24 protein-coding genes are annotated in these 24,398 nt (G+C 61.4%); 10 read left to right on the top strand and 14 right to left on the bottom strand.

Features of this window, described 5'->3' with window-relative positions; genetic code table 11:
- Nucleotides 1-65: 65 nt before the first annotated feature.
- On the top strand, nucleotides 66-389 hold the full coding sequence (locus WKV53_RS25740) for a hypothetical protein (RefSeq protein ID WP_341407712.1): 324 nt from the start codon (nucleotides 66-68) through the stop codon (nucleotides 387-389).
- A gap of 135 nt (nucleotides 390-524) precedes the next feature.
- A complete protein-coding gene (locus WKV53_RS25735) occupies nucleotides 525-1,040 on the top strand; it encodes a metal-dependent hydrolase (protein WP_341407711.1) in 516 nt (171 codons plus the stop codon).
- A gap of 509 nt (nucleotides 1,041-1,549) precedes the next feature.
- Here the strand turns inward: WKV53_RS25735 and WKV53_RS25730 are convergent.
- The 4 genes from WKV53_RS25730 to hemL all read right to left on the bottom strand — a co-directional run bounded on the left by WKV53_RS25730 (nucleotide 1,550) and on the right by hemL (nucleotide 5,820).
- The gene (locus WKV53_RS25730) at nucleotides 1,550-3,151 is read right to left on the bottom strand and encodes a serine hydrolase (RefSeq protein WP_341407710.1); all 1,602 of its coding nucleotides are present in this window, start codon (nucleotides 3,149-3,151) and stop codon (nucleotides 1,550-1,552) included.
- 194 nt (nucleotides 3,152-3,345) lie between these two features.
- Complete coding sequence (locus WKV53_RS25725) at nucleotides 3,346-3,624, bottom strand: hypothetical protein (protein ID WP_341407709.1); 279 nt, start codon at nucleotides 3,622-3,624, stop codon at nucleotides 3,346-3,348.
- Nucleotides 3,625-3,742: 118 nt separating this feature from the next.
- Nucleotides 3,743-4,351, bottom strand: coding sequence for a hypothetical protein (locus tag WKV53_RS25720; RefSeq protein ID WP_341407708.1), 609 nt, complete (start codon nucleotides 4,349-4,351; stop codon nucleotides 3,743-3,745).
- A gap of 122 nt (nucleotides 4,352-4,473) precedes the next feature.
- Nucleotides 4,474-5,820, bottom strand: a complete 1,347-nt coding sequence (gene hemL / locus WKV53_RS25715) for a glutamate-1-semialdehyde 2,1-aminomutase (RefSeq protein WP_345789683.1) — start codon at nucleotides 5,818-5,820, stop codon at nucleotides 4,474-4,476.
- A 39-nt stretch (nucleotides 5,821-5,859) separates the two neighbouring features.
- Between hemL and WKV53_RS25710 the strand changes: the two genes are divergently transcribed.
- Nucleotides 5,860-7,407, top strand: coding sequence for a family 8 glycosyl hydrolase (locus WKV53_RS25710; RefSeq protein ID WP_341407706.1), 1,548 nt, complete (start codon nucleotides 5,860-5,862; stop codon nucleotides 7,405-7,407).
- A 232-nt stretch (nucleotides 7,408-7,639) separates the two neighbouring features.
- On the opposite strand, the gene WKV53_RS25705 is transcribed toward WKV53_RS25710, so the two are convergent.
- The 7 genes from WKV53_RS25705 to kaiC all read right to left on the bottom strand — a co-directional run bounded on the left by WKV53_RS25705 (nucleotide 7,640) and on the right by kaiC (nucleotide 14,088).
- The gene (locus WKV53_RS25705) at nucleotides 7,640-8,053 is read right to left on the bottom strand and encodes a hypothetical protein (RefSeq protein WP_341407705.1); all 414 of its coding nucleotides are present in this window, start codon (nucleotides 8,051-8,053) and stop codon (nucleotides 7,640-7,642) included.
- Nucleotides 8,054-8,094: 41 nt separating this feature from the next.
- Nucleotides 8,095-8,490 carry a hypothetical protein gene (locus WKV53_RS25700; protein WP_341407704.1) on the bottom strand — a complete coding sequence of 132 codons (396 nt, stop codon included), beginning with the start codon at nucleotides 8,488-8,490 and terminating at the stop codon, nucleotides 8,095-8,097.
- Between the two features lie 61 nt (nucleotides 8,491-8,551).
- Nucleotides 8,552-9,445 carry a dienelactone hydrolase family protein gene (locus tag WKV53_RS25695; protein WP_341407703.1) on the bottom strand — a complete coding sequence of 298 codons (894 nt, stop codon included), beginning with the start codon at nucleotides 9,443-9,445 and terminating at the stop codon, nucleotides 8,552-8,554.
- Nucleotides 9,446-9,508: 63 nt separating this feature from the next.
- A complete protein-coding gene (locus tag WKV53_RS25690; protein ID WP_341407702.1) occupies nucleotides 9,509-11,617 on the bottom strand; it encodes a PAS domain-containing hybrid sensor histidine kinase/response regulator in 2,109 nt (702 codons plus the stop codon).
- Nucleotides 11,618-11,642: 25 nt separating this feature from the next.
- Nucleotides 11,643-12,008 (bottom strand): circadian clock KaiB family protein, encoded by a 366-nt coding sequence (locus WKV53_RS25685; RefSeq protein WP_341407701.1) that lies wholly within the window; start codon nucleotides 12,006-12,008, stop codon nucleotides 11,643-11,645.
- A gap of 5 nt (nucleotides 12,009-12,013) precedes the next feature.
- Nucleotides 12,014-12,343 carry a circadian clock KaiB family protein gene (locus WKV53_RS25680; protein WP_341407700.1) on the bottom strand — a complete coding sequence of 110 codons (330 nt, stop codon included), beginning with the start codon at nucleotides 12,341-12,343 and terminating at the stop codon, nucleotides 12,014-12,016.
- Nucleotides 12,340-14,088 carry a circadian clock protein KaiC gene (kaiC, locus tag WKV53_RS25675; protein ID WP_341407699.1) on the bottom strand — a complete coding sequence of 583 codons (1,749 nt, stop codon included), beginning with the start codon at nucleotides 14,086-14,088 and terminating at the stop codon, nucleotides 12,340-12,342. The genes WKV53_RS25680 and kaiC overlap by 4 nt, the downstream gene beginning before the upstream one ends.
- Nucleotides 14,089-14,386: 298 nt before the next feature.
- Between kaiC and WKV53_RS25670 the strand changes: the two genes are divergently transcribed.
- Together WKV53_RS25670 and WKV53_RS25665 are read left to right on the top strand one after the other, a co-directional pair.
- The gene (locus tag WKV53_RS25670; protein ID WP_341407698.1) at nucleotides 14,387-15,106 is read left to right on the top strand and encodes a hypothetical protein; all 720 of its coding nucleotides are present in this window, start codon (nucleotides 14,387-14,389) and stop codon (nucleotides 15,104-15,106) included.
- Between the two features lie 251 nt (nucleotides 15,107-15,357).
- Nucleotides 15,358-16,023, top strand: coding sequence for a type II secretion system protein (locus WKV53_RS25665; protein ID WP_341407697.1), 666 nt, complete (start codon nucleotides 15,358-15,360; stop codon nucleotides 16,021-16,023).
- Between the two features lie 219 nt (nucleotides 16,024-16,242).
- Here the strand turns inward: WKV53_RS25665 and tmk are convergent, their stop codons facing one another.
- Nucleotides 16,243-16,842 carry a dTMP kinase gene (gene tmk, locus WKV53_RS25660; protein ID WP_341407696.1) on the bottom strand — a complete coding sequence of 200 codons (600 nt, stop codon included), beginning with the start codon at nucleotides 16,840-16,842 and terminating at the stop codon, nucleotides 16,243-16,245.
- A 108-nt stretch (nucleotides 16,843-16,950) separates the two neighbouring features.
- Nucleotides 16,951-18,105: a tetratricopeptide repeat protein gene (locus WKV53_RS25655; RefSeq protein WP_341407695.1), complete on the bottom strand. Its 1,155-nt coding sequence runs from the start codon at nucleotides 18,103-18,105 to the stop codon at nucleotides 16,951-16,953.
- 149 nt (nucleotides 18,106-18,254) lie between these two features.
- Between WKV53_RS25655 and WKV53_RS25650 the strand changes: the two genes are divergently transcribed.
- The 3 genes from WKV53_RS25650 (at nucleotide 18,255) to WKV53_RS25640 (ending at nucleotide 20,936) form a co-directional block, all read left to right on the top strand.
- On the top strand, nucleotides 18,255-19,724 hold the full coding sequence (locus tag WKV53_RS25650) for a helicase RepA family protein (protein ID WP_341407694.1): 1,470 nt from the start codon (nucleotides 18,255-18,257) through the stop codon (nucleotides 19,722-19,724).
- A gap of 304 nt (nucleotides 19,725-20,028) precedes the next feature.
- On the top strand, nucleotides 20,029-20,448 hold the full coding sequence (locus WKV53_RS25645) for a hypothetical protein (protein ID WP_341407693.1): 420 nt from the start codon (nucleotides 20,029-20,031) through the stop codon (nucleotides 20,446-20,448).
- Nucleotides 20,445-20,936 carry a hypothetical protein gene (locus tag WKV53_RS25640; RefSeq protein ID WP_341407692.1) on the top strand — a complete coding sequence of 164 codons (492 nt, stop codon included), beginning with the start codon at nucleotides 20,445-20,447 and terminating at the stop codon, nucleotides 20,934-20,936. Before WKV53_RS25645 ends, WKV53_RS25640 begins: the two co-directional genes overlap by 4 nt.
- 68 nt (nucleotides 20,937-21,004) lie before the next feature.
- Here the strand turns inward: WKV53_RS25640 and WKV53_RS25635 are convergent, their stop codons facing one another.
- Entirely contained in the window at nucleotides 21,005-21,205 is a 201-nt protein-coding gene (locus WKV53_RS25635) for a hypothetical protein (protein WP_341407691.1), read from the bottom strand.
- A gap of 220 nt (nucleotides 21,206-21,425) precedes the next feature.
- Between WKV53_RS25635 and WKV53_RS25630 the strand changes: the two genes are divergently transcribed.
- Together WKV53_RS25630 and WKV53_RS25625 are read left to right on the top strand one after the other, a co-directional pair.
- A complete protein-coding gene (locus tag WKV53_RS25630; protein WP_341407690.1) occupies nucleotides 21,426-22,820 on the top strand; it encodes an NAD(P)/FAD-dependent oxidoreductase in 1,395 nt (464 codons plus the stop codon).
- A 2-nt stretch (nucleotides 22,821-22,822) separates the two neighbouring features.
- A complete protein-coding gene (locus tag WKV53_RS25625; RefSeq protein WP_341407689.1) occupies nucleotides 22,823-24,382 on the top strand; it encodes an NAD(P)/FAD-dependent oxidoreductase in 1,560 nt (519 codons plus the stop codon).
- Nucleotides 24,383-24,398 lie beyond the last annotated feature (16 nt).

The raw sequence follows: 24,398 nt of genomic DNA, 5'->3' as shown, positions 1-24,398 counted from the left end.
GGCCAGCCTCCCGCGAGGAAAACCACACCTTGAAGTCACTGCGGCGTGGTGATACATCGTTTCCCATGAATGGATACCTGCCACATCCCGTCGTCAAAGCGGTGGTATTCTGGGTGCTGACCGTCTGCATCGTCGCTGCCACCTTCGCGGGCATCCTCCTGGCATGGGGCACCATCGGTGAGGAACTCGCCCGCCGCTGCTTCTGGACCGCCTTCATCCTGGCCTTCGGTGCCATGATCTTCCTCCTCACCAACTACGTTTTCGGAAACCTCGAGCGCGATCTCTTCGGTAGCCGTGACCAGAATCGCGACCCCGATCCGGCCTTCGCCGAGCGCCTCCGCAAGGCCAAGGAATTCCGCGCCGGCGAAGCCGACACCAAGACCTTCTGAACCCGCGGTTGGACAGTCACATGGATCCCTCGATCCGTGATATCCGTGTAATCCGCGGTTGAATCCCTCTTCCCCGGTTCGGCCACTTTCGTGGTTCCCTGTAACGCAATCCACGGGATTTTCGAAGAATCGTAAATGCTCATCGGCACCCACACGCTGCTCCCTGTCTGCCTCGGACTGGCTGCCGAAAACTTCTCCCTCGCCAAGGGCCGCGGCTACGTCTTCCCGCCGTGGAGCTATTTCGCCATCGGCTTCTTCGGGGCCTTGCCCGATCTCTGCACGCCCCACATCTCGCTGGAATCACGCTACGAGAGCTGGTCGCACACCCTCTGGTTCCTCGCCGCCGTCGCGCTCGTCGCCGGCATGGTCACCTCGTTCTTCCAGAAGGAAGGTCGCAGGAAACTCACGCTCGCCTGTTGGCTCGCATCGCTGCTTCATCTCATCGGCGATGCCGTCGCTGGCGGCATCGCATGGAAGAAGCCATGGGGCCCGGACATCATCGGCAAGTTTTACATCCCTCCGGCTGACTGGCTCTGGTACGACATCGGCTTCGTGCTGCTGACCTGGATCTTGTTCCGCTTGCGTCCGCACGCCGAAGCCCGCGGCATGGGAGCCAGCGCCGCCGAGAGCAGCGCGGAAACCCAGGTCTGAAGATCCCGGCTCACCGCTGCCGGCAGAGCCCTCGACTTCCACCCAGCCGCCAAGCGCTTCGCCAGCCGCTTCTCACCGGCACCCATCAGGCCCGCAAACGACACGCCCTTCTCCCCCCGCAGCCAGCGGGCAAACGGCGTTCTCTTCTCCGCCGCCGCCTCGCCGAAATGCCGCAGCAAATACGCCCGCGGCACGATCAGGATCTCCCCGCCGTGGTGCCCCGGCAGCCGCGTCCACTTCCAGTCCTCGCCCTCCTGCCCGCCGAAGCAGCCGAAAAGCCCCGGCTTCAGGAAGATCCGGTGGTCCTTGCCCCACACCACGCCCTCGCCGGAGTCATTGAGCCACAGCCACAATTCGTCATGCAGCCGGTGCTGCCAGCGGCGCGATGCCCCCCGCAGGTCGCCCCGCAGGTGCCATGCTTCGAACCCATCGTTTTGCCACCAGCACTCGAACATGCGCGGAACTTATTGCGACCCGTTCGCAATAGCAAGGCGCCGATTCCGAAAACCTCAGCGCTTCTTCGCAGCGTGCTTGCCGTTCTGGTGCAGGATCAGTCCGGTCACCGTGCCCGACTTATCCCGTTGGAATTCAAGCGCTGCCGCCACCCCGTCATACTCGAAGTAGTCCGCCTTGGTCGCGAAAACCGGTACCGCCGGCTGTCCGGTCAGCTGGGCCATCAGCGTGTCGTCACTATGGCTGATCGTGAAGACCTGGCCGGGAAAGAGCGAATACTCGCCCGTGTAGGCATCGAGCACCTTGGCCTCCGGGAACTCTAAATGCGGGGCATCCCCACTGCGTTTGGCCGGGATTTCACGGCCGTTCTGGAGTAGCACCAGTGAGGTCACCGGGTCCTTCTCACGCGCGAATTGGATCTCGGCAGCCACCGCATCGTAGCGGAAGCGGTCCTTCCCGATGCACTTCATGGAGAGGAAAGTCTGGCCAGTCAGGCGCACCCCAAGCTGCTCACCTCGTCGAATCACCGTGAAGCTCACCTGCGGTCCCGCAGAATAGACACCCGTGAACGCATCCAGCTCCTTCTCGGAAAGCTTCTGCTCCGGAGCATCCGAACGCTTCTCATCGCGAGTCCCGGAAAACAGCCCCGCCGGCTCGAAGGTCGTGTTGTTCACTAGCGCCACGCGCACCGTCTTCAGATCGGGAATGACCTGCAGCGCCGACCGATAGCCACCCGTCCCACCGCTATGGCTGTATTCAGCATACCCATCCACCTTGCCGATGAGGATCCCCAGCCCGATCTCCGAGGCATCATACGGCGCATGCACTTCCATGATCCCCTTGATCGCCGAAGCAAGCGGCGTCTTGCCGGGATCTAACAAAGCCTGCCCGAAGATCACCAGATCCGCCGCAGTCGAGCGCAGTGCACCCGCACCCGCCAACGCCTGGAAGCTCCACGAGTGATTCGCCTTCTCGCCATCATAGGGCGGCGCCAGCCGTGCCTCCTGATCTTTGCCAAGCACCACCACCGTGTCCTTCATCCCCAGCGGTCCCGTGATCTTCTCCGCCACCAGCTCCGCATAGCTCTTCTTCTGAATCCTCGAAAGCAGCTCGCCTAACAGCCCAACGCCGTAATTCGAATACGACGCCGGAAACGGCGGCGCATGCGGCAACTCCGCCTTCGCCAGGAACTTCAGCGCATCCTTGCGGTCATAACCCTTGTAAGGATCGTTCGAGACCCCATTCAAAACCCCCATGTTATCCGGCAACCGCGGCAGTCCGCTCGTATGCGTGGAAAGTTGCACCAGCGTGATCGCCGCCACATCCGGATCCGCGAATTTGACCTCCTTGCCTAACAGCTCTCCCAGCGTGCTATCCAGCCTCACCTTCTTCGCCTCCACCGCATCCGCCAGCAATATCCCCGTGAAGACCTTCGTGATCGAGCCGATCTCAAACATCCGCTTCTCCGGAGCAACCCCATCCGGCTCCAACTTCCCGGCTCCCGCAAACCGCGTCGTCCCCGCGATGCATTCACCGGTAACAATCCCACCCTTCGGCAACCCCGCCGCCGCCTTCTCCGCAATCTCACTCAGCGGCTGCCCCGCAAGCACCGGACACACCACAGCCACCAACACAACCAGCAGGCGAGGGGAGATCATGCTCCCGATCCTGCCGCCATGCCCCCATCACCGCCAGTTGGATCTACGCCCGCTTTTAGAACCGGGTCCGCACGATAGGCAGGGAACGCTCTCCGAGCGGTCCGGCTTATGGCGGCCCCTGTCAATGGTCAGCTTGGAATGGTCCACCGCCGCCATCCCAAACCGGACCTGCGGCGAAAGTTCTCAGCCACCCCTCAATCTTCAATCGCCACAAAGCTCCCCTTCAAATACCGGCACCGGAACGGCGGCGCGCTCTTCAGCGGATCCCACCCATGCCCGCGCGCATAGTCGATCGCCAGCGGCACCATCTCGTGATTCACCACCTTCGGCACATCCGCGATGAGATACTGCCCCGCCGCCGACGCGCTCATCTCCACCCACAGCTCGTTCTTCCCCGCACGATTGCGGTAGATCCAGCGGTAGTGCGTGTCGCGGTGGTTGATCGCCTTGAGGCCCTTGCTGGGGAAAGTCATGGATGGAGCATGGAATGGGGAAGGGGCATCGGTCCATGCCGATCCTTCCACCCGCACGAAAAACGACCCGTCCCGCAGCAGCAGCGCGGGCACGGGCCGGGAAAAAGCGAGGCCCGGATCAGTTGCCAGCCTTCGGCAGCAGCCCGTCCCGCTCCATGTTCGACAGCAGGTTGCGATACATGTTCTCCTGCACCTTCGGGTAAACCGAGCCCGGGTAGGCAAACGGCGTTGCCACGATCATCGGCAGCCAGAAGACCGTCGTCACACTGTCATCCAGCTTGTACTGGCGTGACTTGCCGGAGGCAGTGCGGGCGGTGGCCGTCAGCGTGTAGTTGTCCGTCGCGAAGCCCGGGATGGTAAAGAGCGAGAAACCGGAAATGAAACCGGAAGCCCCCGCGGCCGCCTTGTTCCCGTGATTGTACATGTCCACATCCACATGGACCGCACCACCCTTGCCCTGGCTCACCGAGCTGAAGCGCTCGCTCTTGTTGAAGGTGCGGACCATGGGGTCCTGGACCTTGGATTGAAGCTGTCCGGCGACATCGGTGCGATCGCCGCCTCCGGTGCTCCCGATGCCGGCCTTCACCGTGTAAGTCAGCGAAACCTTCTTCGCATTCGTGGCCGGCGTGTCGGCCACTTGCGGAAGTTTGTTGCCGGAGAAGGAAGCGCAGCTCGTGGCAAGGAGCGAGATGCTTGCGAAGGACAGCAGGGTACGGATCAATTTCATGTGTTTCATAGAGGCAGGACCGGGGGAGGCGGGGGCTGATATCTTCCTCCCGCCCCACGTCAATGCTCGTGAGGTGACACGAGTGAAATCGTGCCATCTCATTTGCAGGTCTCCGGTTTACCTCAGATCGCCTTCAGCACTTCATCGAAAACCGTGAGCGTATCATCGAGATCCGCCTCGGTATGTGCCAGGCTCAGGAAGCCCGTTTCATACGGGCTCGGCGCGATGTAGATCCCCTTGTCGAGGCAGCCCCAGAAGAACTTCTTAAACAGCTCCAGATCCTGCTTCATCACATCGTTCACGTTCACGATCTCACGGTCCGTGAAGAACAGACAGAACATCGAGCCCGTGCGGTTGAAACGATACGGCATGCCCTTCGCATCCAACATCGAGCGAAGCCCCGCTTCAAAGTGCGCACCGAGTTGTTCCAAACGCGTGAAACCATTCGGAGCGCCCTCGCCACCGGTTCCTGCGAGGTGCTTCAGTTGCGCCAGCCCCGCCGCCATCGCCAGCGGATTACCCGAAAGCGTCCCCGCCTGATACACCGGGCCGATCGGTGCCAGCATGTCCATCACATCCGCACGACCACCGAACGCGCCCACCGGCAAGCCCCCGCCGATCACCTTGCCGAAGCAGCTCAGGTCAGGTGTTAGATTTTCGATTCCCTGCACACCCGCCTTCCCGAGACGGAAGCCCGTCATCACTTCGTCGAAGATCAGCAGCGCCCCATGCTTCTTCGTGATCGAAGACAGCAGATCCAGATACCCCGGCTTAGGGAAAACCAATCCCGCATTTGCAGGATAAGACTCCACGATGATCGCGGCAATCTGCTCACCCTGTTCCGCGAACACCTTCTCCAGCGCCTCCACATCATTGTAGGGCAGCACGATCGTCTTCTCCGCGAATGCCTTCGGCACCCCCGCCGAGTCAGGCTCACCATGCGTCAACGCCCCCGATCCCGCCGCGACTAACAGCGAGTCGCTGTGACCATGATAGCACCCGTCGAACTTCACGATGTAGTCCCGCTTCGTGAACCCGCGCGCCAGCCGGATCGCCGACATCGTCGCCTCGGTTCCGGACGAACACATCCGCACCTTCTGCACCGACGGCACCCATTCACAAATGGTGCGCGCCATCTCCACCTCGAAGGGATTCGGGATGCCGAAGGAAATTCCATCCTTCGCCACCTCATGGATCGTATTCGTCACCACCGTCGGCGCATGGCCCAGGATGTTCGGCCCCCACGAGCCGATGTAGTCGATGTAAGTCTTCCCATCCACATCCTCGATCCGGCTGCCCTTGGCACGGCGGACGAAGAATGGCTCACCACCGACATTGCGGAAGGCGCGGACAGGGGAGTTCACACCGCCCGGGGTCTTCTCCTTGGCGGCGGCGAAAAGTTTCTGGGAAAGCGGACCGGTCACGCGGGGAATCTGACTGCTGAACCCCGGACGTCCAACATCGAACATTGAAATCAGAACCTATTGGGCCCACGTAATAACCGCCCCATGAAAACCCCAGGCCGCATCATCCTTCCGCTTCTGATCGCATGCGCCTCGGTTCCTGCGGCCCGCGCCCAGAATCATCCCTTTCCCCAGCACGTCCTCTACGCCTCCGGCTCCATCCTTCCCACGAGCCACCCCCAGACCCAGCTGGATGCCGATGTCCGCGCCTTCTACGACTACTGGAAGCAGACCTACCTGAAGACCGCCGGCGCCACCGCCGATGGCCGCACGCTCTACCGCGTCGCCTTCGGTAAGAATGCCCCCGGCTCAAATGCCACCGTCTCGGAAGGGCAGGGCTACGGCATGCTGATCGTGCCCCTCATGGCCGGCTACGACCCCGCCGCCCGCGCCATTTTCGATGGCCTTTACGAGTTCGCGAAAGCCCACCCCAGCCCCGGCGAACCGCGCCTCATGGATTGGAAGATCCCGCGCGACGCCGGTGCCGATGGCAGCAGCGCCTTCGATGGCGATGCAGACATCGCCCACGGCCTCCTCCTCGCCCACGCCCAGTGGGGCAGCGGCGGCACCGTGAACTACTCCGCCGCTGCGAATACCTGGCTCGCCGGCATTCTCGCAGCCACCATCGGCAATACCAGCCGCCTTCCCACCCTCGGCGACTGGGCCGCCCCCGACACCGGGAAACAGTACGAGCCCCGCTCCTCCGACCTCATGCCCGCGCACTTCCGCGCCTGGGCCCGCCACACCGGCAATCCCGTCTGGAACACCGTCGCCGCGAACTCCTCCGCTGTCGTCACCGCCATCCAGGCGAACTACAGCGCGGACACCGGCCTCATTCCCGACTTCATGATCGGCGCCAATCCACTCGCCTCGGTCAAACCCGCTGGCCCCGGCTTCCTCGAAGGCCCGCACGACGGCCACTACTACTACAATGCCGGCCGCGTCCCGTGGCGCCTCGGCGTCGATTTCCTCCTCAACAACAACGCCACCTCGAAGGCCCAGGTCTCCAAAATCGCCACCTGGATGAAGACCCACGCCAACGGAGACGCCGCGAACATCCGCGCCGGCTACAAGCTCGATGGCACCAACATCACCGGCAACAACTACACCACCACCTTCTTCATCTCGCCCATCGGAGTCGCCGCCATGTCCGACTCCGCCAATCAGGCCTTCCTCAATTCCATCTACACCTTCGTCCGCACCACCCACGAAGACTACTTCGAGGACACCGTGAACCTGCTCTGCCTCATCGCCATGAGCGGCAACTACTGGGACCCCACCACCATCGGCGAACAAGCCAGCCTCATCCGCCGCCACGTCCTCCCACCCGACGGCCAGATCCAGCTCGAAAGCGCCCGCCCCGAGCGAATCCTCGCCCTCACCGTCAACCCCGCCGCCACCCGCTACGGCCTCACCCTCGAGCAAACCGCCGATTTCAGCACTTGGACCACCATCGCCACCCGCTCCTCCGGCACCACCACCTTCCAACCCACCGCCGGCGTCAGCATCCTCAGCCAAGCCAACCCCATCCGCATCCGCGACAACACCGCCCCCTCTAACACCCACCAATTCTACCGCGCCCGCATCGACTGAGCGGTCGCGCCTCAAGCCGCCACTTCACTGGGACCGCGGAATTCATTCCGCCCGAGTGGTCCATTCAAGCAAGGCCCCATCTCCTGGAGCTCCAATGTCCCAAAGGGACTACGTTTTACAGCCCAGGGTTGCCGACGTAGGAGGCTACCCTGGGGAGGTGTTAGAGGTCATTCCCTACCTCGAAGAGGTTGCGCAATGAAGCTTCCCGGTGGCTGGCCACAACATAGCCACCCTACTGCTCATCTTCGACGTACAAGAAAAACCGCCCGCCCTCCTCAGACAAAATCACCCGCACAAAAGCATCAGGCCGAGGTTCGAAATCAGCCTCCGCCACAATCGTCCCCGGCTTCCACCAACTCAGCGTCGAAGTAATCCCTCCCGACGACTTCACCCTTTTATCCAGCGCCGATATCTTGGGTGCCAGCGCATCCTTCTCCCCAGGCGAAACGGAGAACCTCGCAGCCCAGGACGGATCGACAACCTGACCTCCATCCGCAAACTCCACCATCTTCGACGTCGCCGGAATCTCCAGTGTCGCATCCTTCTTGATCGCATTCCGGACCTCCACCTCGGTCATCACCCTGCTCAAAGGCTTATGGCAGGACGCCAAGCCCACAATCACCGCCGCAATTACCGCTTTCTTCATCCCTCGGAATTCGCGCCCGCTCGCCAAAAGGTTACAGGCAATCAAGCCGGTGCTCCTTTTTTGAAATCGCGGGTGGACAGCCATTTCAAGGAACGTTCGGCATCAGCTTTCATCTCCAAGAGGTCGGGCTCGTCAAGGGCGACGCCCCCAGCGCTTTCGGCATCCTGGCCGGTCATGCCGTAGCCATCGGTGACGTCGATCAGAGCAACTCTCGCCTCCTCTTCAGAGATCTCTCCTTTTTCAAGGCGCATTAGAACGAACCCAGCCATCAAATCGCCGATGTCATCGGGCAACTGTATCCCTGAACTGATCATCTCTTCGCGAACCACATCAAGACCGGCCTCGATGGATTTGCTCGAACTCAAATCGGCAAGCCAATCTTCGTAAGACTCCGACTCCATGAATCGCCCGCTGGCCCATGCAATGAGCTGATCCAAGCTCCATACTCGGAGGTCCAAGAGGACAACCAGCCTGTGCTTCATATTCACCGATCTCCAGTCACGCCCCCAACTGCTTCTTAAAAAACTCCACCGTCCGCTCCCAAGCCAGCTTCGCCGCCGCCTCATCATACCGCGGCGTCGTATCATTATGAAACCCATGGTTCACCCCCGGATAAATAAACGCCTCGTACTTCACTCCCGCCTTCTTCAGCGCCTCCTCATACGCAGGCCATCCCGCATTCACCCGCTGATCCAGCTCCGCGTACTGCAGCAGTAGTGCCGCCTTGATCTTCGGCACATCCTCCGCCGCCGGCTGCCCGCCATAGAACGGCACCGCCGCGATGATCACCTCCGGCAATCGAACCGCCAAGGTATTCGCCATCCCACCCCCGAAACAAAACCCCACCGTCCCCACCTTCCCATTGCACAGCGCGTGGTCATGCAACCACTTCGCCCCCGCGATGAAGTCCTCCTCCATCTCCTCCTTCTTCCGCTGCGCCTGACGATTCCGTCCCTCATCGTCATTCCCCGGATACCCGCCCAGTGGAGTCAACGCATCCGGCGCGAACGCCACAAATCCCGCCACCGCCAGCCGCCGCGTCACATCCTCGATGTAAGGGTTCAGCCCGCGGTTCTCATGAATCACCAGCACCCCCGGCAACTTTCCCTCCGTCTTTGCCGGCCGCGCCAGATACCCGCGCATCTTCCCCGCACCCTTCGGCGACTCATACTCCTCATACGAAACGGTGATCCTCCCGTCATCCTTCGGCACCTGTTGGGCAAAGGCATACTGCGGGCTCAGCGCCGCCACCAGGCTCGCCACCGTCACTCCGCCGATCGCGAACTTCGACGCCCTCTCCATGAACCCGCGCCGCCCCACCTGGCCGTGCACGTATTCATCGTAAAGATCGAGCAGCTCCTGCGGGAAGTCTTTCGCGGTTTTCCGGTCCATCCCGATAAAAAAGCCGCTCTTCCGGACAGTTGCCAGCGTTCTTCTCAGCTCGGCGAATTTTCCTCAAGCGATCGGTGACCCTTGCGCGTGCTGTCGCATCAGCCGCTGCAAGCGCTCCTGATCCGCCGGCTTCGCCAGGTGCTCGTCAAAGCCCGCCTCACGCGCCAACTGCCGGTCTTCCTCACTCCCGTAGCCCGTGAGCGCGATCAATAGCGTATGGTCGAGCAGGGGCATCTCGCGCAGCTTCCTCGCCACCTCATAGCCGTCCATTCCGGGCAGTCCGATATCCAGCAGGATCACATCCGGCAGGAATTCTTGTGCGATCTTCACTGCGTCCGGCCCGCTGTGCGCCAGCCGCGTCTGATGGCCCATCAGCTCTTGCAGCATCGCCATGCTCTCCGCCCCATCGCGATTGTCGTCCACGATCAGCAGCTTCATCGATGGATCGGAAGCAGGAGCGGCTGCCGCTCGACCTGCCGCAGCCGGAGCACTCTTCATGATCGGCAGCCGCACGATAAACTCCGCCCCTTGCCCCACGCCATCGCTGTGTGCCTCGATGCTTCCTCCATGAAGCCTCACCAGCCGATGGACAATCGTCAGGCCGATCCCGAGGCCACCATGGGCACGATCCAACGTCCGGCTGGCTTGCACGAAAAGTTCGAACACCCGCGGCAGCAATACCGGATCGATCCCCATCCCATCATCTCGCACGCGAATGACCACCTGCGGCTCCGGAGTGGTGAAGTCCCGTTCGGCTGTCAGGGTGATCTGGCTGTGCTGGCCGCTGTACTTGCAGGCGTTTCCTAACAGATTCCCCAATACCTGCTCCAGCCGCGTGGCATCCGCATGCAGATACACCGGATCCTCCGGCATCGTAACCGTCAGCGTTTGGGAATGGAGTTCGCAGAGGAATCTCGCCCCCTCGGCGGCAGCGATCAGGATCGAATCCAACGAGACCGGCTCCTTCTTCAGCTCGATCTTTCCTTCGGTGATCCGCGACACATCCAGTAGGTCATCGATCATCCGGCTCATGTTATCGATCTGTCGGCGGATCAGCGCCTGCGCGGTCGCCCGCTCGGCGGCATTCACGCCCGGAGTATCCAGGATCTGCGAGGCATTGCGCAGCGGGGCGAGGGGATTGCGAAGCTCGTGGGCCAGCATCGCGAGGAACTCATCCTTGTTGCGGTCCGCTTGCCGCAGCGCCGCCGCTTGTTCGGCCAGGGCTCGCTCGTTTGCCCGCAGCGCATCGTCGGCCTTCTTCCGCTCGGTGATATCGTTGAAGATCACCGCCACACGATTCAGCGCCGGATCGCCAAAGCGGGATGCATACACGTCATACCAGCGAGCCAGTCCCGCCGCCTGGTTCTCGAAGCGGGTGGCCTCGCCCGTTCGCACCACCTGCCCATAGATTTGGAACCAATGGTCTTCGTGGGCCGGAACGAGTTCCTTGATGCGTTTGCCCTCTGCCCCGGCGAGGCCGGTATGCCTCTCGAAGGAAGGGCTGACTTGGAGGAACCGGTAGTCCACCGGTCTATCTTCGTCATCGAAGATCATCTCAAGCACGCAGAACCCTTCATCGATGCTCTCGAACAAGGTCCGGTAGCGCTCCTCCGACTCCCTGAGGGCGACCTCGACCTGCTTGCGGTCGGTGATATTGCGAATCACGCTGAGCAGCCCGGAAGGCTTGCCGTCATCATCGTAAAGCCGGCTTACCGCCGACTCCACCCGGATGGTCTCACCACTGTGAAGCGTGTGAATGTTCTCACCACGCCAGTGGCCTGTCTCGCGAAGCTCTGCCTTAGCGGCTTCCTCGTCCTCGGCCGTCGCCCATTCATAGTGAAAAAGCTCGCGCAGATGCCTTCCCAGCGACTCGGAAGCACGGATCCCGTACTGCTCCTCCGCCGCCGCATTCAGGTAGATCACCTGCTGGTCCTGATCGACCGCGATCACCGCATCCGTCACCTTCGAGAGGATGTCGCTGCGGAAGCGATTCGACTCCGAATCCGAGGTCTGCAGGATGAAAACCTTCGGCCCAGCCGATCCATCCACGATCAAGGCATCCACTTCACCCGCGCGAATCGCCCGCAGCGTTTCCTCGGTCTCTTCCAGACGCGCCCGCAGCTCCGAATTCTCGGCGATCAGTGAAGAAACGTCAGGCGGGTTGGACGACATGGAAACGAGTGGAGTGAAAATGGGATTAGGGTGTTACCGGTCGCACTTCAGGAGCTTCAGGCAAACCCAAACCTGCAAGCAGCCGGTCGGTGCGTGACATGTCACCGACGAATCTCCGCACCGGCAGCGGCTCCCGTTTGATCAAGGTCGGCGCGGCGATGATCTGCTCGATGCGCGCCAATTCGGGATGCAGGCAGATATCCACTACCTCCAGATGATAGCGGCCTTCCAGATGCCCTTCGCAAATCCGCCGCGTGTTCACGATCGCGCGGTTGGATTGCACGGTGGAGCCTGCAACGTAGAGGCGGAAGAGAAAGCGAACCTCGGCTCGCTCCCGCGCCGCTTCCTCGAAGGATTCGAGGGAATCACCCGGCGCTGGGATGTCGTTCATGGGATTCAATCCCGCAGGGGTTGGACATCGAGACCCACCAGCACCCGCTCTTCATTGGAGAGGTCGCCGATGATCTTCTTGATCGGTTCAGGCAGTCGCCGCACCAGCGTGGGCACGGCCAGGATCTGATCGCCCGCCGCGAGCTGTGGCGTCAGCAATAAATCGATCAGCTCGATCTGATACTGTCCGGCTAGGTGCGTCTCACAGATTCGTTTCAGGTTGTTCAGAGCCGTCAGGGATTTCTCCGTCTTTCCCGCGACATAGAGCCTCAGTTGAAATGCGGGAACCGTCGCGTTGCCGGGTTTTCCGGCCTTGGTTTTCTTCAGATCCTTCATGCCTTCTGATTGTTGCGGCCGTTGCCAGCCTTGTTGCCACCGCGCCGTTTGGAAAGGGCATCGTAGTTCAACTTCGCCGCGTCCTCGCGCGACGATTCCTGCGACATCTCGAATTCCATTTCCGCGACCTCCGCTTCCGCTTGTGACTGGAGCATCGAGATCTGGAGCTCGATCGCCTTCCGGTTTGCCGCGAAGCGCCGCATCTTCCGCTCATACTCTTGCCGGTAGACCTGTTGCGCTGCCATTTCGCGCGCTTCCTGTGTGACCCTTGAGGTTCCCGTGAGCACGCCGTCCTCTCCGAGATACACGTCCACCAGATCGATGCCGTTATCCGCAAGGACGAATTCCCGGATTTGGTTGGAGTGGGACATCCCGCGTGCCTTGAGCACGAAGAGGGTTCGATTGCGCTCGCCGTTCAGCTCATGGTTTCTGAGCAGCAGCCACACGTCCATCAGCGAGGATACTCCCACTTCCGAGTCTTCGCTCGCGGAGATAGCCGTCGCCCCGTGGGTCAGGCTGGTGAAGACCGCCGTGATGTGCTGCTGCTTGAGGAAATCGATCAGGCGCATCAAGGTCGGCTTCACTGCCGACTCGTCCCGGTCCAGCGTGAGATTGCTGATCGGATCCACCGCTACCACTGACGGTTTGAAGGCGGTCACCGTATCATGCATCATCACCAGATGCTGCTCCAGTCCTTGGAGCGTGGGGCGGGACGAATGGATCTGCAGCAGTCCCTTCTTCACCCATTTTGCGAGATCCATGCCGATCGAGCCCATGTTGCGAATGATCTGGTCGGCAGATTCTTCGTAGGCGAAGAGCAGCGCTCTCTCTCCGCGCTGGCAGGCCGCATTCACAAAGCTCGCGCTGATGCTGCTCTTCCCGGTTCCCGGGGAGCCGGACACCAGCATGCTGGTGCCGCGGAAGATGCCTTTGCCACCGAGCATCTCATCCAGCGGCAGGATGCCGGTGGACAGCCGCTCCTTGGACACCTGGTGGTCAAGCTTCAGCGAAGTAATGGGCAGCACCGAGATCCCGGTCTCGCCGATCAGGAATGGATACTCGTTCGTCCCGTGCGAGGACCCGCGGTACTTCACCACTCGCAGCCGTCGCGTTGAAATCTGGCCATCCACCCGGTGATCCAGAGTGATCACGCAGTCGGCCACGTATTCCTCCAGGCCGAAGCGCGTGATGCTGGCATCCACCTTCTCGCCTGTGATCAGCGCGGTGACCCCGCGGTCCTTCAGCCAGCGGAAGAGCCGCCTCAATTCAGCCCGCAGGATCGCATGGTCCGGCAGTCCCGCGAACAGTGCCTCGATCGTGTCCAGCACCACCCGCTTCGCCTTGATGCTGTCGATCGCGTGGCCCAAGCGAATAAATAGGCCCTCAAGGTCATACTGGCCGGTCTCTTCGATCTCGCTCCGTTCGATCCGCACATGATCCAGGATGATCTTCTTCTGCGCGGAGAGCTTGTTCAGATCGAAGCCAAGCGAGCGGACGTTGGCCGCCAGCTCCTCGGCATTCTCCTCGAACATCATGAAGACACCCGGTTCGTTGAACTCAAGCGCTCCACGCACGAGGAATTCCGTGGCGAAGAGGGTCTTCCCGGCACCTGCCGTGCCCGAAAGCAGGGTAGGGCGGCCGGCCGGCAATCCGCCACCCGTGATGTCGTCCAGTCCTTTGATGCCGGTGGCAGCCTTGGGAATGGTCACGAGATCATCGTTAGCGGAGGAGGTTTTGCGGGGCATGGTTCGAAAGTGGGAGTTCGATTTGGGTCCGCTGAATCGCACGTCGCAAGCCAAACCGCTATCGTTCCTTCAACCCTTGCCGCTGAAGGGATTGCAGAAGTCCTGTTAGCCTCCGCGGTTCGCTTCGTGTTGCATTTTGCAGTATCGGTATTCGACAGCCGGGGCCAACCGCACCCTATCTCCGTCACAACCTTCAAAACCGTCCACCTCTCCGAAGATTTCCTGAATACCCGGCCGCTCTCTCTCGTCCACCAAACGAGGAATTTTCTTTCCTCAACGGACACGCTATTCTGCTCCCATGAAAACCGCCTTGGTTTCCGCTCTCCTGCTGTCGCTGCTCCTTCCCGTTTCGGCCCAGGTCAAACGCGTCGAGCGGAAATCCCTGCTCGATCGCGAGCCGGACGTCGTCCACCTCGCGGAACTGGTGAAGGACCCCATCGAGCTGAAGGTGGAGAAGGACGCCGCCGTCTTCACTGACAAGAACGGCAAGAACAAGCTCGGCATCCTCAAGGCCGACCAGGTCGTCATCCTCGAGGCCATGACCGACAAGGCCTACAAGGTCCGCGGCCAGGGCGAAAAGAACGGCATTTCCGGCTGGGTCGGACCGCACGCCTTTAGCGCGAAGGACCCGAATTTCGTCGAAAATCTCAAGAAACTCCACGACCGCCAGGTCGAGGTGGAGACCCTCATCGCCGAGAAACAGGTCGCGATCGGCATGACCTCCGACGAGGTCTCCCGCGCCCGCGGCACCCCGACCAAGACCTCCGTCAAACAGACCGAAAAAGGCCAGACCGGCCGCTGGGAATACATCGAGGTCGAGCAGGTCAATCACTACAATTACCTCCGCGACCCCGTCTCCGGCCAAACCTACCGCCAGCTCTCCTATGTGAGCCAGGAGGAGAAGAGCAAGACCGTGGTCGAATTCGAAAACGGCTTGGTAACCTCGCTCGAGGAAAGTGAGCAAAAGCGCGGCGCACCCGTCAAAATCGTCGTGCCGCCTTTGGTCGTCGGCTGGTGAGCCGCCGCCGGGCCGGATAACAGTCGGATTCCAAATGCCCGGGTCCTGATCTCTTCAGGATCGGTTCTATCCGCGTAATCCGCGGTCTCAATTCGTCGGCAGGGATAACGGAAAGCCCTTTTTCCGCGGATAATCCACGGAAGCCCGGATTTCGGGTTTGAATCCCGGCCCGGACGTGTTGCCTTTCGTGGGAGGCGTCGCGTCACGTTGCCGTGCGCCCGAGTCCAGTTTTCTCCCGAAGATCCAATCACATGAAAAAACCAACGTTCGGAAAAAGGGCAAAGGGCTTCACCCTGGTGGAGTTGATGGTCTGTATCGTGATCGTAATCTGTCTGGCCGCGATGGTCTTCGCGCTGACCCGGAACGCGATGGCCAAGAGCAAGATGACCGCCAGCTCGACCAAGGTCCGCGACCTCGGCGTGCGCGTCCAGGCCTACACCCAGGACAATGCCGGCCAGCTCCCGGTCTGGAAGGATTCCGGCCAGGACCTCTTCTGGTGGGGCCAGCTGATGAAGGACCCGCGGAATGAGAGCGAGTATGAGATGTTCCACAGCCCCGGGCACGACGAGTTCAAGCCGGGCCCGTCCAATCCCAACCTCTCCTACGGCTGGAATGCCCACGTCGTCGGCCGCACCGAGGCAGTCGAAGGCGGCGGCGGCGCTGACAGCGATGGCCCGAAGCGCTTGGCCAACTTCAAGGAGCCGGCCCGCATCCTCGTCCTCGCCGATGGCCCCAAGAAGAACCCTGAAGCGATCATCGACAGCAACAGCACCCCGGACAAGGACCGCTACAACGGCAAGGCCGCCGGCCTCCTGCTCGATGGCTCCGCCCGCGCCCTCGACGTCGACAAGGAGTTCAAGGGTGGCCAGTCCGTCTGGCTCATGACCGAAGACGAGCGCGAAGCGCAGGGCAAGTAACAGCCCGCCTCCACGCCAGCCATTCTACCCAAAATCAGCCGGAGCCGGTTCACACCGCCTCCGGCTTTTCATTGCTTGGAGTCATTCGTAGCGGAAGGGCTGCGCCCTTCCGGCTGGGTGAGGACCGTACCGGCGATCCAAGACGCGATTTCCCTTCGGCACGGCACTATCCCTCCCTGAGTAAGGCAAAGTCCCCGCCTTCCAAGACCCCACGCGAACTCAAACCACCCCCGCCACAATCTCCCTCAACCGCTCCTGCACCACCTCCGGCCCGTCTCCACTGGAGATCACATGCACGAACGGCTCTCCCGCCAGCCCCAGGAAAATCTCCCGGCACTTCGTCAGCGACTCGTGCTTCTCGAACTCGTTCGCCGTATCCCCGCGCCCACCGATCCGCGACAGCGCCGTATCGACATCCAGATCCAGGATGAACAGCAAATCCGGCACCGGCGCGAATGCCTCATTCTGCCGCCGGATCTCCCCCGGATCCACCCCGCGCGAACCCTGATAGGCCATCGTCGAAAAGTAATACCGGTCCAGAATCACCACTTTCCCCGCCGCCAGCGCCGGAGCGATCAGTTGCTCCACGTGCTCCCGCCGGTCCTTCAGGAAATACTCCAGTTCCTCCTCTGGCGACAGCCGTCCCGTCGCCGCCGTCGCCCGGATCTTCGCCCCCCACGGGCCATCCGTCGGCTCCCGGCTTGCGATCACCTCCCGCCCCTGATCGCGAAACCACTCGGCCAACTGCCGCGACTGCGTCGATTTGCCAGTGCCGTCGATACCTTCGAGAACGATGAAAAGGCCGTGGGGAGGAGTCATTCGGAGGAAGCCGGACGCTCCCAAACCAAACCGAACAGGGCAAGGGCGATCGGCCCAGGGTCCCGAGGGTTTCCGGAAAAAGAGCGCTTCGCCAGAGCAGGGGAAGGGTCACTTCGCTTTCATCGCAGGCGGATCCGCCCAGATTTCGTGGAACTCCTCCGTCGGCGAGTCCCACTTGGAGCCATTCCTCGCCGGGCGCACGCGGGGAAGCTCGTAGTGCATCCGGTCGATGACGGCCAGCCGTGCCCGGATTTTGGCGTGGTTTGCGAAATCTCCTGACCGGCGATAGCACTCCGACAAGTTCAACAGCGTGGTGGGTTCATCAGGAAGGTTCTCCAAGGATCGGAGGAGAAGGGGAAGTGCCTCCCTGTAGTTGCTGTTGCGCAGATACGCAGTCCCAAGGCAGGCGTCGATGTTGGCACCTTCCCTCCCGGCATTGCTGGCCGCTAGGAACCCTTTCAGCATTTGTGCATTGTTTTCGATTTTGTCGGCAGTGAGGCCGACGTAGAAATAGGAGAGCTGATCTGAAGTCTTCATGTCCAGAACTTGGGCCGCCAGCGCCTCTGCCCGGGATTTCTCGCCTTTTTGGGCCAGCACATACGCCTTCAGCGCCGTCTCCAAGGGTTCATTCGGGCACTGGCGGAGGGCTGCGGACAATTCGTCAAGCGCCCGGTCCCACTGTTTCAGAATCACTAGCTCGTAGCCGATCAGCGCATTGATGCCGGATGTCTTGGGCTGGAGTTTCAATATCTTGTCAAAGGCGTTGAGGGCAGCCTCGTGATTCCCGAATAACGACTGGGCCTCGCCCAGAAGTTGCAACCCGAGAAGGTTGGTAGGGTCTTTCTTGAGGGTGGCTTCTGCCGCCGAGCGGGCACCCTCGTAGTCCTTGTTTGCGAGGAGCACCATGCTCTTCGTCTGGAGCGTGGAAACCGAGTTCGGATCTTTGGCTTCGATCAGCCCATAGGCGAAGTTGGCCTGCGCGATCTTGATTGGATCCCTTGTGATGGCGACCATTCCTGACTCACTGCGGCCGATGCTCTCGTTGAGAAGGGCGCGGACCACCGCGATTTGCTCGTTCGCCTTGTCGACACCCTGCACCCGGACGGTATGCCAATACAATCCGAGTGTTAAAAAGATCCCCAGGAGGCCGAAGGGCTCTTTCTTCAGAAGCCGGACGACAGGGGAGCAGATCTTGGAAACGATGGGCTTGATCGGCCAGGATTTCTCAGGATCGAGATCAGCATCGAGGGGTGGGATTTTCACCCTGCTAGAGCAGCATATTCCTTCCTTTGGAATCGATGGGAAAAGCCGCCGGATTTTTCACGGCCACCGGCACTTGCATTTCCAGAAAGAGTCAAAGGGGGGCCAGTCGATCACCTTCTCACTCCCAGCCATCCATCATCTAATACCCCATGCGCAGCAACTTTCCGTTCGCCACAGTCGGGTATCCCACGGACGAGGTCCTTTCCCCACAATCCTATTTCGCGGAGATTTTCGTCCTCTCCTGCTTCATGCGGCATCAGGCCCTTTTTGAGCGCCACCCCATCGAGCCGGACGCCTTCACCCGGCGCGACCTCCGCGAGATGTATCACGCGATGACCGCCACCGGCAGCACTGTGGCCACCATCTTCAGCCAGAACCTCATCGACCGCGGACTCTTTGAACGCCTCATAATTCCCGGCGAGATGAGAAAAGTGGCGGAATTCGCGGTCGATGCGGATCACCATTTCCCCCGGCATCTGGCCGAACTCCTCGACCGCCACACTCGCCGGAAGGCGGTTGCCACCTGCCGTCTCGCCCTCGCGAAGATCCGCGATTGCACCGACCCGGACGGCCTCGCCGCAGCCATCGCGCTCCTCCATTCCATCAAGGGCTCCGCTCCCGCCGCCCAGAGCGCCTTCGGCCTCATGCCCGTCCACGAGATCCAGACGGAAGAGCCCGCGCGGGACTTCGTCGAGGGCCTCTTCCTGGAAGGCGGCGCCAGTGTCGTCTACGGCGAGTCGAATGTCGGCAAGAGCTTCTGGGTCCTCGACATCGCCGCCCACGTCGCCATGGGCCGCCCATGGCGGAAGGAACAGCGCGAAGTCGACCGCGGTGCCGTCGTCTACGTCGCACTCGAAGGCACCCACGGCCTCCGCCAGCGCATCCAGGCAATGAAGCAAACCGGCGTCCTCTCCGAAGACGCCCCGCTCTACATCTGCTTCTCACCCGTCTCTCTGCTCGATCCCGACCACGCCGCCAAGCTCATCGAAACCGTCAAGGCCGCCGCCGAAAAGTCCGGCCTCCCGTGCCGCCTCGTCATCATCGACACCCTCGCCCGCGCCATGGCCGGCGGCGACGAAAACTCCAGCAGGGACATGACCGCCGCCGTGGCCGCCATCGATGCTGTTAGGGCCGCCTCCGGCGCCCACGTCTGCATCGTCCACCACTGCGGCAAGGACATCGCCCGCGGTGCCCGCGGCCACTCCAGCCTCCGCGCCGCCGTCGATACCGAGATCGAAATCTTCCGCCCCGAAGGCGAACGCATCTCCACCGTCCGCGTCACCAAACAACGCGACCTCGAACGCGGCGAACCCATGCCCTTCTCCCTCACCATCGTCACCCTCGGCCCCAGCCACCGCGGCAAACCCATCACCTCCTGCATCGTCACCCACGAGGACGAAACCATGGCCAGCAGTCGGAAGCCAGGAGCCCGGAAAACCACTTACACGGCTGAGGCGTTGTTAGACTACCTGCCAGCAGCTGGCATCCCTGATTGGGCGACGCGTGCCAAGGAAGATTGTGGCATAGGTTCCACGCGGTTTTACGAACTGAAGGCGGAACTCAAAATCCGCGGCGCCTATCGAGCTGACCCGGAATCCGGAAAACTCGTTCGGATATGAATTCCGCTTTTCCGCTCACCTATGCATACCGGAAAAGCGGAAAACGGAAAGCCGCTCTGACCGGGGAAGGGGACTATCTCGAATATCGCCAATGCATGCCTTTGGTCGCTACTTCTACCTTCAAAGCACCAACGGTGCGAAATCCCTCAGCCCCGCCCATCGGGCGGGGTTTCCAGCACAGAACATTGCAAGGGCTGAAGGCCCGACACATCGGGAAACGCCGACGCCACCACGAGACCACCACCTGGCATCCCCCGGGATTCATTTCCTTCCCACCCACACCGCCTTGCCTAACCTACCCTCAATGTGCCCCTGGCACCGCTCCCGCCTCTTCTGGCTCGGTCTCCCCGCGCTCGCATTCCTCCTATGGCTCGGGATCGTCCAGCCCGTCACCTCCTTCACGCTGAACTGGACCGATCACCGTCTCTCGCTCGGCACCCGCGACGGTCGGTTCACCTCCATCCTCGAAACCGGCCGCGGCGGCTTCGCCATCGCGGGGCAAACCGGCACCGCCCAGGGCATCTCCGGCAAACGCTTCTTCCCCTCCGCCTTCAAGCATTCGGTCTTCAACCTCTCCAGTGCCCCCGGACCCTATCGTCTCACCACCCTCTTCATCGCGGCTTGGTTCGTAGCCCTGCTTTACCTGATCCTGTGGAGCGCCCTGCTGTTAGTCTGGCAACGCCACAAAGCCCGCCTGCTGGAATCCACTTCCAACTCCCCATGACCCCACGCCCATTCTATCGCTGGAAAAGCTTCTGGCTCGGGCTCTTCGGCGCCTGCTTCCTCGCATGGGCATGGTGGGATTCGATGCAATTCAGCTCATGGGTCAGTTGGCGTGAATTCGGAGCCAACAGTGACGGCGGCGCGATCGAGCTGTTTAGCGTTACCTCGTCCTATGGATGGAGAGGTTCCAGTCCTGCAGAGTTTGATTGGAATAGATCGGATGCCACCGATCCTTTTAAGCGCTTGGTTCCAGTCTTTCCTGCGCCGCTTCTCCTCCGTGGTGGTGGCGAGGATATCCCGCTGGCTAGCGAGAACGGCACGCCGGGCCCGGTTTGCGTCCGTGACAACTGGAAGAACTCCATGCGCTTCCAGCCACCGCGGGACTGGCTGATCTTCCTACCTTACTGGCTCGTCCTGCTCGCCTTCATCGTGCCGTGGTCAGGCTTCCTGATCTGGCGGCATCGCAGGCAGACGAAAACAACCCCATGACCACAGGCCCGGGCCAACCGCGCCATTCGGCGAAGGCAGACCCCGAAACGGGACGGCAGCATCCCGCCTCAACGCAGCGGCATCGACAGAGACCCCGAGTTTGCACGTTCGGAAGACACCACGATGACTGGCTTCTTCCGCACGTCGATGTGCAGGGTTTCTCCGCTGGAAATAGGGACGTCGATGCTCGTTTCCTCCGAGGATTCCTCCTGCAAGAGTTCAAGGGCGGCTTCGACGAGATTTTGGCGACTGACAGTTGTTGCTGGCATTTGAGTGGCCAAACACTCGTTGGTTTTTGCCACTCCGCCATGAGTAAAACCTTATTGTTTGTAGCGCGAAACTTTGGCTGGAGAGCGGTGTTATAGAGCTCTTGCCCATGCCGCTAGAAGTGGCGGTGGATTGCACTTTTCACGATGATCTAACAGTTCGAACCCTAGCATCCATGCGGGCTGGCGGTCGTTTTTGCTGGTTGCAAAATGCAATCACATTATGAAATGCCTCGACGCTGCCGACGGCGCCTTTGCACGAAAGTATCGTGCACCATTCCTTGGAGATCTCAGCCGCGTCATGAGCTACGACGCGATCATCATCGGCGGCGGTCCGGGCGGAAGCACGGCAGGCAGCGTTCTCGCCCAAGCCGGCAAGAAAGTCCTCATCCTCGAGCGCGAGCGCTTCCCGCGCTTCCACGTCGGCGAATCGCTCATTCCCTACGGCAATGACGTCCTCCGCGAAATCGGTGCGTGGGACAAAATGGTCGCCCACGGCTTCATGGAAAAGCTCGGCGCGGAATTCGTGCTCGGGAACTCCAAGGCAGGCATCAACATCATCTTTGGCAAGTACCTGAAGTCCCGCTACGCCCAGACCTTCCAGGTCGAGCGCGCGAAGTTCGACAACCTCTTGTTAGAAAACGCCGCCTCACACGGCTGCGAGGTCTGGCAGGAGACCAAGGTGAAGACCGCGAAGGTCACCGACGACGGCGTGACCATCACCTGCGAGAGGGAGGGCAAGATCCACGAACTCACCGCTCGCTGGGTGCTCGATGCCAGCGGTCGCGATGCTTTCCTCGGCCGCCAGATGAACCTGCCGAAGACCGATCTCGGCTTGCCGAAGAAGTTCGCGACCTTCGCTCACTTCCGCGGCGTGAAGCGGAATGATGCGCCGTACAATGGCCACATCACCATCGTCCGTCTCGACTTCGGCTGGTTCTGGATGATTCCGCTGGATGCCGAGAAAACCTCCATCGGCCTCGTCCAGACCCTGGAGCACTACAAGTCCACCGGCATGACGCCAGGCGACTGCTTCGAGCACGTGGTGGCCACGTCCACCGAGCTTCAAAGCCGCATGGCCGGAGCCGAGCGGGTGAATGAATACAACTTCGCCGGCGACTACACCTACCGCCATCTCCAGAATGCGGGCCCGCGCTGGTTGCTCATCGGCGATGCGGCGGGCTTTATTGATCCCATCTTCTCGTCCGGCGTGATGCTCGCCATCCGCTCCGGCCATCTGGCAGCGAAGGAAGTCGTCGCCGCGGATGCCAAGGGCACGGCTCTAACACCTGCTGCGCAGAAGCGCTACACCAAGCGGGTGGGGGAGATGTGCGAGGTGTTCCTGAACATGATCAAGATGTTCTACAACAACGACTCCTTCGAGGTCTTCATGGACGAGCATCCACCGAAGGGCATGGAGTGGGCCGTGAATAATCTCGTGGCCGGCAACACCCGCATGGGCTGGCGTCTCCGCTTCCACGTCTGGGCCTTCTACGCCGTCTGCACCATCCACCGGCGCAAGACGATCGTGAAGAAGATCGACTTCTCCGATCCGCTCGCTGCTGCGCCGAAGGCCAAGGCGAAGACCGCTGAAAAAGTTCCCACCCCAATTTCTTGAGAATGATGGAATCCAGTTCCCTGTCAGACGAATACGACGTGATCGTGCTCGGCGGCGCGCTTTCCGGCGCAGCTACCGCCACGCTCCTGCTGCGCCATAATCCGGGCATCCGCGTGCTGATCATCGAGCGCACCGAGCGCCTCGGCCGCCGCGTGGGTGAGGCCACGGTGGAAGTCAGCGCCTACTTCATGGGCCGCGTGCTCGGCCTCACGCGCTACCTGAACGAGAACCAGATCTGCAAGCAAGGCCTCCGCTTCTGGTTCAAGAATGACGAGGTCGAGAACATCTCCCAAGCCAGCGAACTCGGCGCGAAATACCAAGTCCGCCTTCCATCCTATCAGCTCGACCGTCAGACCTTCGACGAAGAAGTCCTCCGCCGCGCAGGAGAGGCAGGCGCACAGATCCTGCGGCCCGCAGTCATCCGCAATGTCGAACTCAACGCCGGCGGCCAGCAGGTCGTGGAGCTGAAATACGACGGCGAGGTGAAGTCCATCAAAGCCCGCTGGGTCGTCGATGCCTCGGGCGTCGCCGCCCTGCTCGCCCGCAAGAACGGCTGGTGGGTCCGCAATGACGAGCACCCGACCGCCGCCGCATGGTCACGCTGGAGAGGCCTGAAGGATTGGGACGGTCGCGAGCTCGCGGAGAAGTATCCCGAGTGGGCGAAGCTGTGTCACGGCGTCCGCGGCACCGCTACCAACCACATCATCGGCGATGGCTGGTGGAGCTGGTGGATCCCGCTCAAGGGCGGCGATACCAGCGTCGGTGTCGTCTTCGACCAGCGCATCGTCGAGTGGAAGGAAGGTGGCAAGGTCGCCGACCGCCTGAAGGATTTCCTCATGGAGCATCCCGTCGCTCGCGAGCTGCTGGCCGATGCCACCTACGATGAAGAGGATGTCCACTGGCGGCGGAATCTCGCCTACTACAGCACCACTTTTTCCGGTGACGGCTTTGTCCTCGTCGGCGATGCCGCCGCCTTCATGGACCCGTTCTACAGTCCGGGCATGGACTGGATCTCCTTCAGCACCACCAGCGCCGCGCACCTCATCACCCGCATCCGCAAGGGCGAGACCGCCGCGCCACTGATCGCGAAACACAATCGTGACTTCGCCACCTGTCACCGCCGCTGGTTCACGTCGGTTTACAAGGACAAGTATCACTACATGGCCGAGTATGACCTCATGAGCCTCGCGTTCCGTCTGGACCTCAGCCTCTACTACTGGGGCGTGGTGGTGCCGCCATTCGCGGAAGGTGAAATGGCGCTGACCATGCCGCCATTCTCTCCACCGAGCGGCCGGATTTTCTCCGCGCTGATGAGCTGCTACAATCGCCGCTTCGCCGCGATTGCCAAGCGCCGCCGCAAGCACGGCCTGCTCGGCCGCACCAACAAGGAAATGCGCTGCCTGCTCTCCGGCTTCACCCTGGAGCGGAAGGACATGTTCCGCCTCTTCGGCATGCTCTTCGATTGGCTGAAGCTGGAACTCCGCGAGGGCTTCTACACGTGGTTCTCGCCGGAGGAAGAAAACTCACTGCCAACCACTTCCAAGGTCGAAGCAAACGTCTGACAAGATTCCCCGCCGA

Source organism: Luteolibacter sp. Y139 (assembly GCF_038066715.1).
Taxonomy (GTDB): domain Bacteria; phylum Verrucomicrobiota; class Verrucomicrobiia; order Verrucomicrobiales; family Akkermansiaceae; genus Haloferula; species Haloferula soli.
The sequence above is the reverse complement of the archived record's forward strand: the minus strand, read 5'-3'. Positions and strand labels throughout refer to the sequence as shown.

Excerpts from the sequence above, each read along its gene's own strand:
- WKV53_RS25730 (WP_341407710.1), bottom strand. The coding sequence starts at position 3,151 with ATGATCTCCCCTCGCCTGCTGGTTGTGTTGGTGGCTGTGGTGTGTCCG.
- WKV53_RS25625 (WP_341407689.1), top strand. The coding sequence starts at position 22,823 with ATGATGGAATCCAGTTCCCTGTCAGACGAATACGACGTGATCGTGCTC.
- WKV53_RS25640 (WP_341407692.1), top strand. The coding sequence starts at position 20,445 with ATGACCCCACGCCCATTCTATCGCTGGAAAAGCTTCTGGCTCGGGCTC.
- WKV53_RS25740 (WP_341407712.1), top strand. The coding sequence starts at position 66 with ATGAATGGATACCTGCCACATCCCGTCGTCAAAGCGGTGGTATTCTGG.
- tmk (WP_341407696.1), bottom strand. The coding sequence starts at position 16,842 with ATGACTCCTCCCCACGGCCTTTTCATCGTTCTCGAAGGTATCGACGGC.
- WKV53_RS25635 (WP_341407691.1), bottom strand. The coding sequence starts at position 21,205 with ATGCCAGCAACAACTGTCAGTCGCCAAAATCTCGTCGAAGCCGCCCTT.
- WKV53_RS25735 (WP_341407711.1), top strand. The coding sequence starts at position 525 with ATGCTCATCGGCACCCACACGCTGCTCCCTGTCTGCCTCGGACTGGCT.
- WKV53_RS25705 (WP_341407705.1), bottom strand. The coding sequence starts at position 8,053 with ATGAAGAAAGCGGTAATTGCGGCGGTGATTGTGGGCTTGGCGTCCTGC.
- WKV53_RS25645 (WP_341407693.1), top strand. The coding sequence starts at position 20,029 with ATGTGCCCCTGGCACCGCTCCCGCCTCTTCTGGCTCGGTCTCCCCGCG.
- WKV53_RS25680 (WP_341407700.1), bottom strand. The coding sequence starts at position 12,343 with ATGAAGGATCTGAAGAAAACCAAGGCCGGAAAACCCGGCAACGCGACG.
- WKV53_RS25650 (WP_341407694.1), top strand. The coding sequence starts at position 18,255 with ATGCGCAGCAACTTTCCGTTCGCCACAGTCGGGTATCCCACGGACGAG.
- WKV53_RS25710 (WP_341407706.1), top strand. The coding sequence starts at position 5,860 with ATGAAAACCCCAGGCCGCATCATCCTTCCGCTTCTGATCGCATGCGCC.
- WKV53_RS25665 (WP_341407697.1), top strand. The coding sequence starts at position 15,358 with ATGAAAAAACCAACGTTCGGAAAAAGGGCAAAGGGCTTCACCCTGGTG.
- kaiC (WP_341407699.1), bottom strand. The coding sequence starts at position 14,088 with ATGCCCCGCAAAACCTCCTCCGCTAACGATGATCTCGTGACCATTCCC.
- WKV53_RS25685 (WP_341407701.1), bottom strand. The coding sequence starts at position 12,008 with ATGAACGACATCCCAGCGCCGGGTGATTCCCTCGAATCCTTCGAGGAA.
- WKV53_RS25670 (WP_341407698.1), top strand. The coding sequence starts at position 14,387 with ATGAAAACCGCCTTGGTTTCCGCTCTCCTGCTGTCGCTGCTCCTTCCC.
- WKV53_RS25720 (WP_341407708.1), bottom strand. The coding sequence starts at position 4,351 with ATGAAATTGATCCGTACCCTGCTGTCCTTCGCAAGCATCTCGCTCCTT.
- WKV53_RS25690 (WP_341407702.1), bottom strand. The coding sequence starts at position 11,617 with ATGTCGTCCAACCCGCCTGACGTTTCTTCACTGATCGCCGAGAATTCG.
- WKV53_RS25725 (WP_341407709.1), bottom strand. The coding sequence starts at position 3,624 with ATGACTTTCCCCAGCAAGGGCCTCAAGGCGATCAACCACCGCGACACG.
- WKV53_RS25630 (WP_341407690.1), top strand. The coding sequence starts at position 21,426 with ATGAAATGCCTCGACGCTGCCGACGGCGCCTTTGCACGAAAGTATCGT.
- WKV53_RS25695 (WP_341407703.1), bottom strand. The coding sequence starts at position 9,445 with ATGGACCGGAAAACCGCGAAAGACTTCCCGCAGGAGCTGCTCGATCTT.
- hemL (WP_345789683.1), bottom strand. The coding sequence starts at position 5,820 with ATGTTCGATGTTGGACGTCCGGGGTTCAGCAGTCAGATTCCCCGCGTG.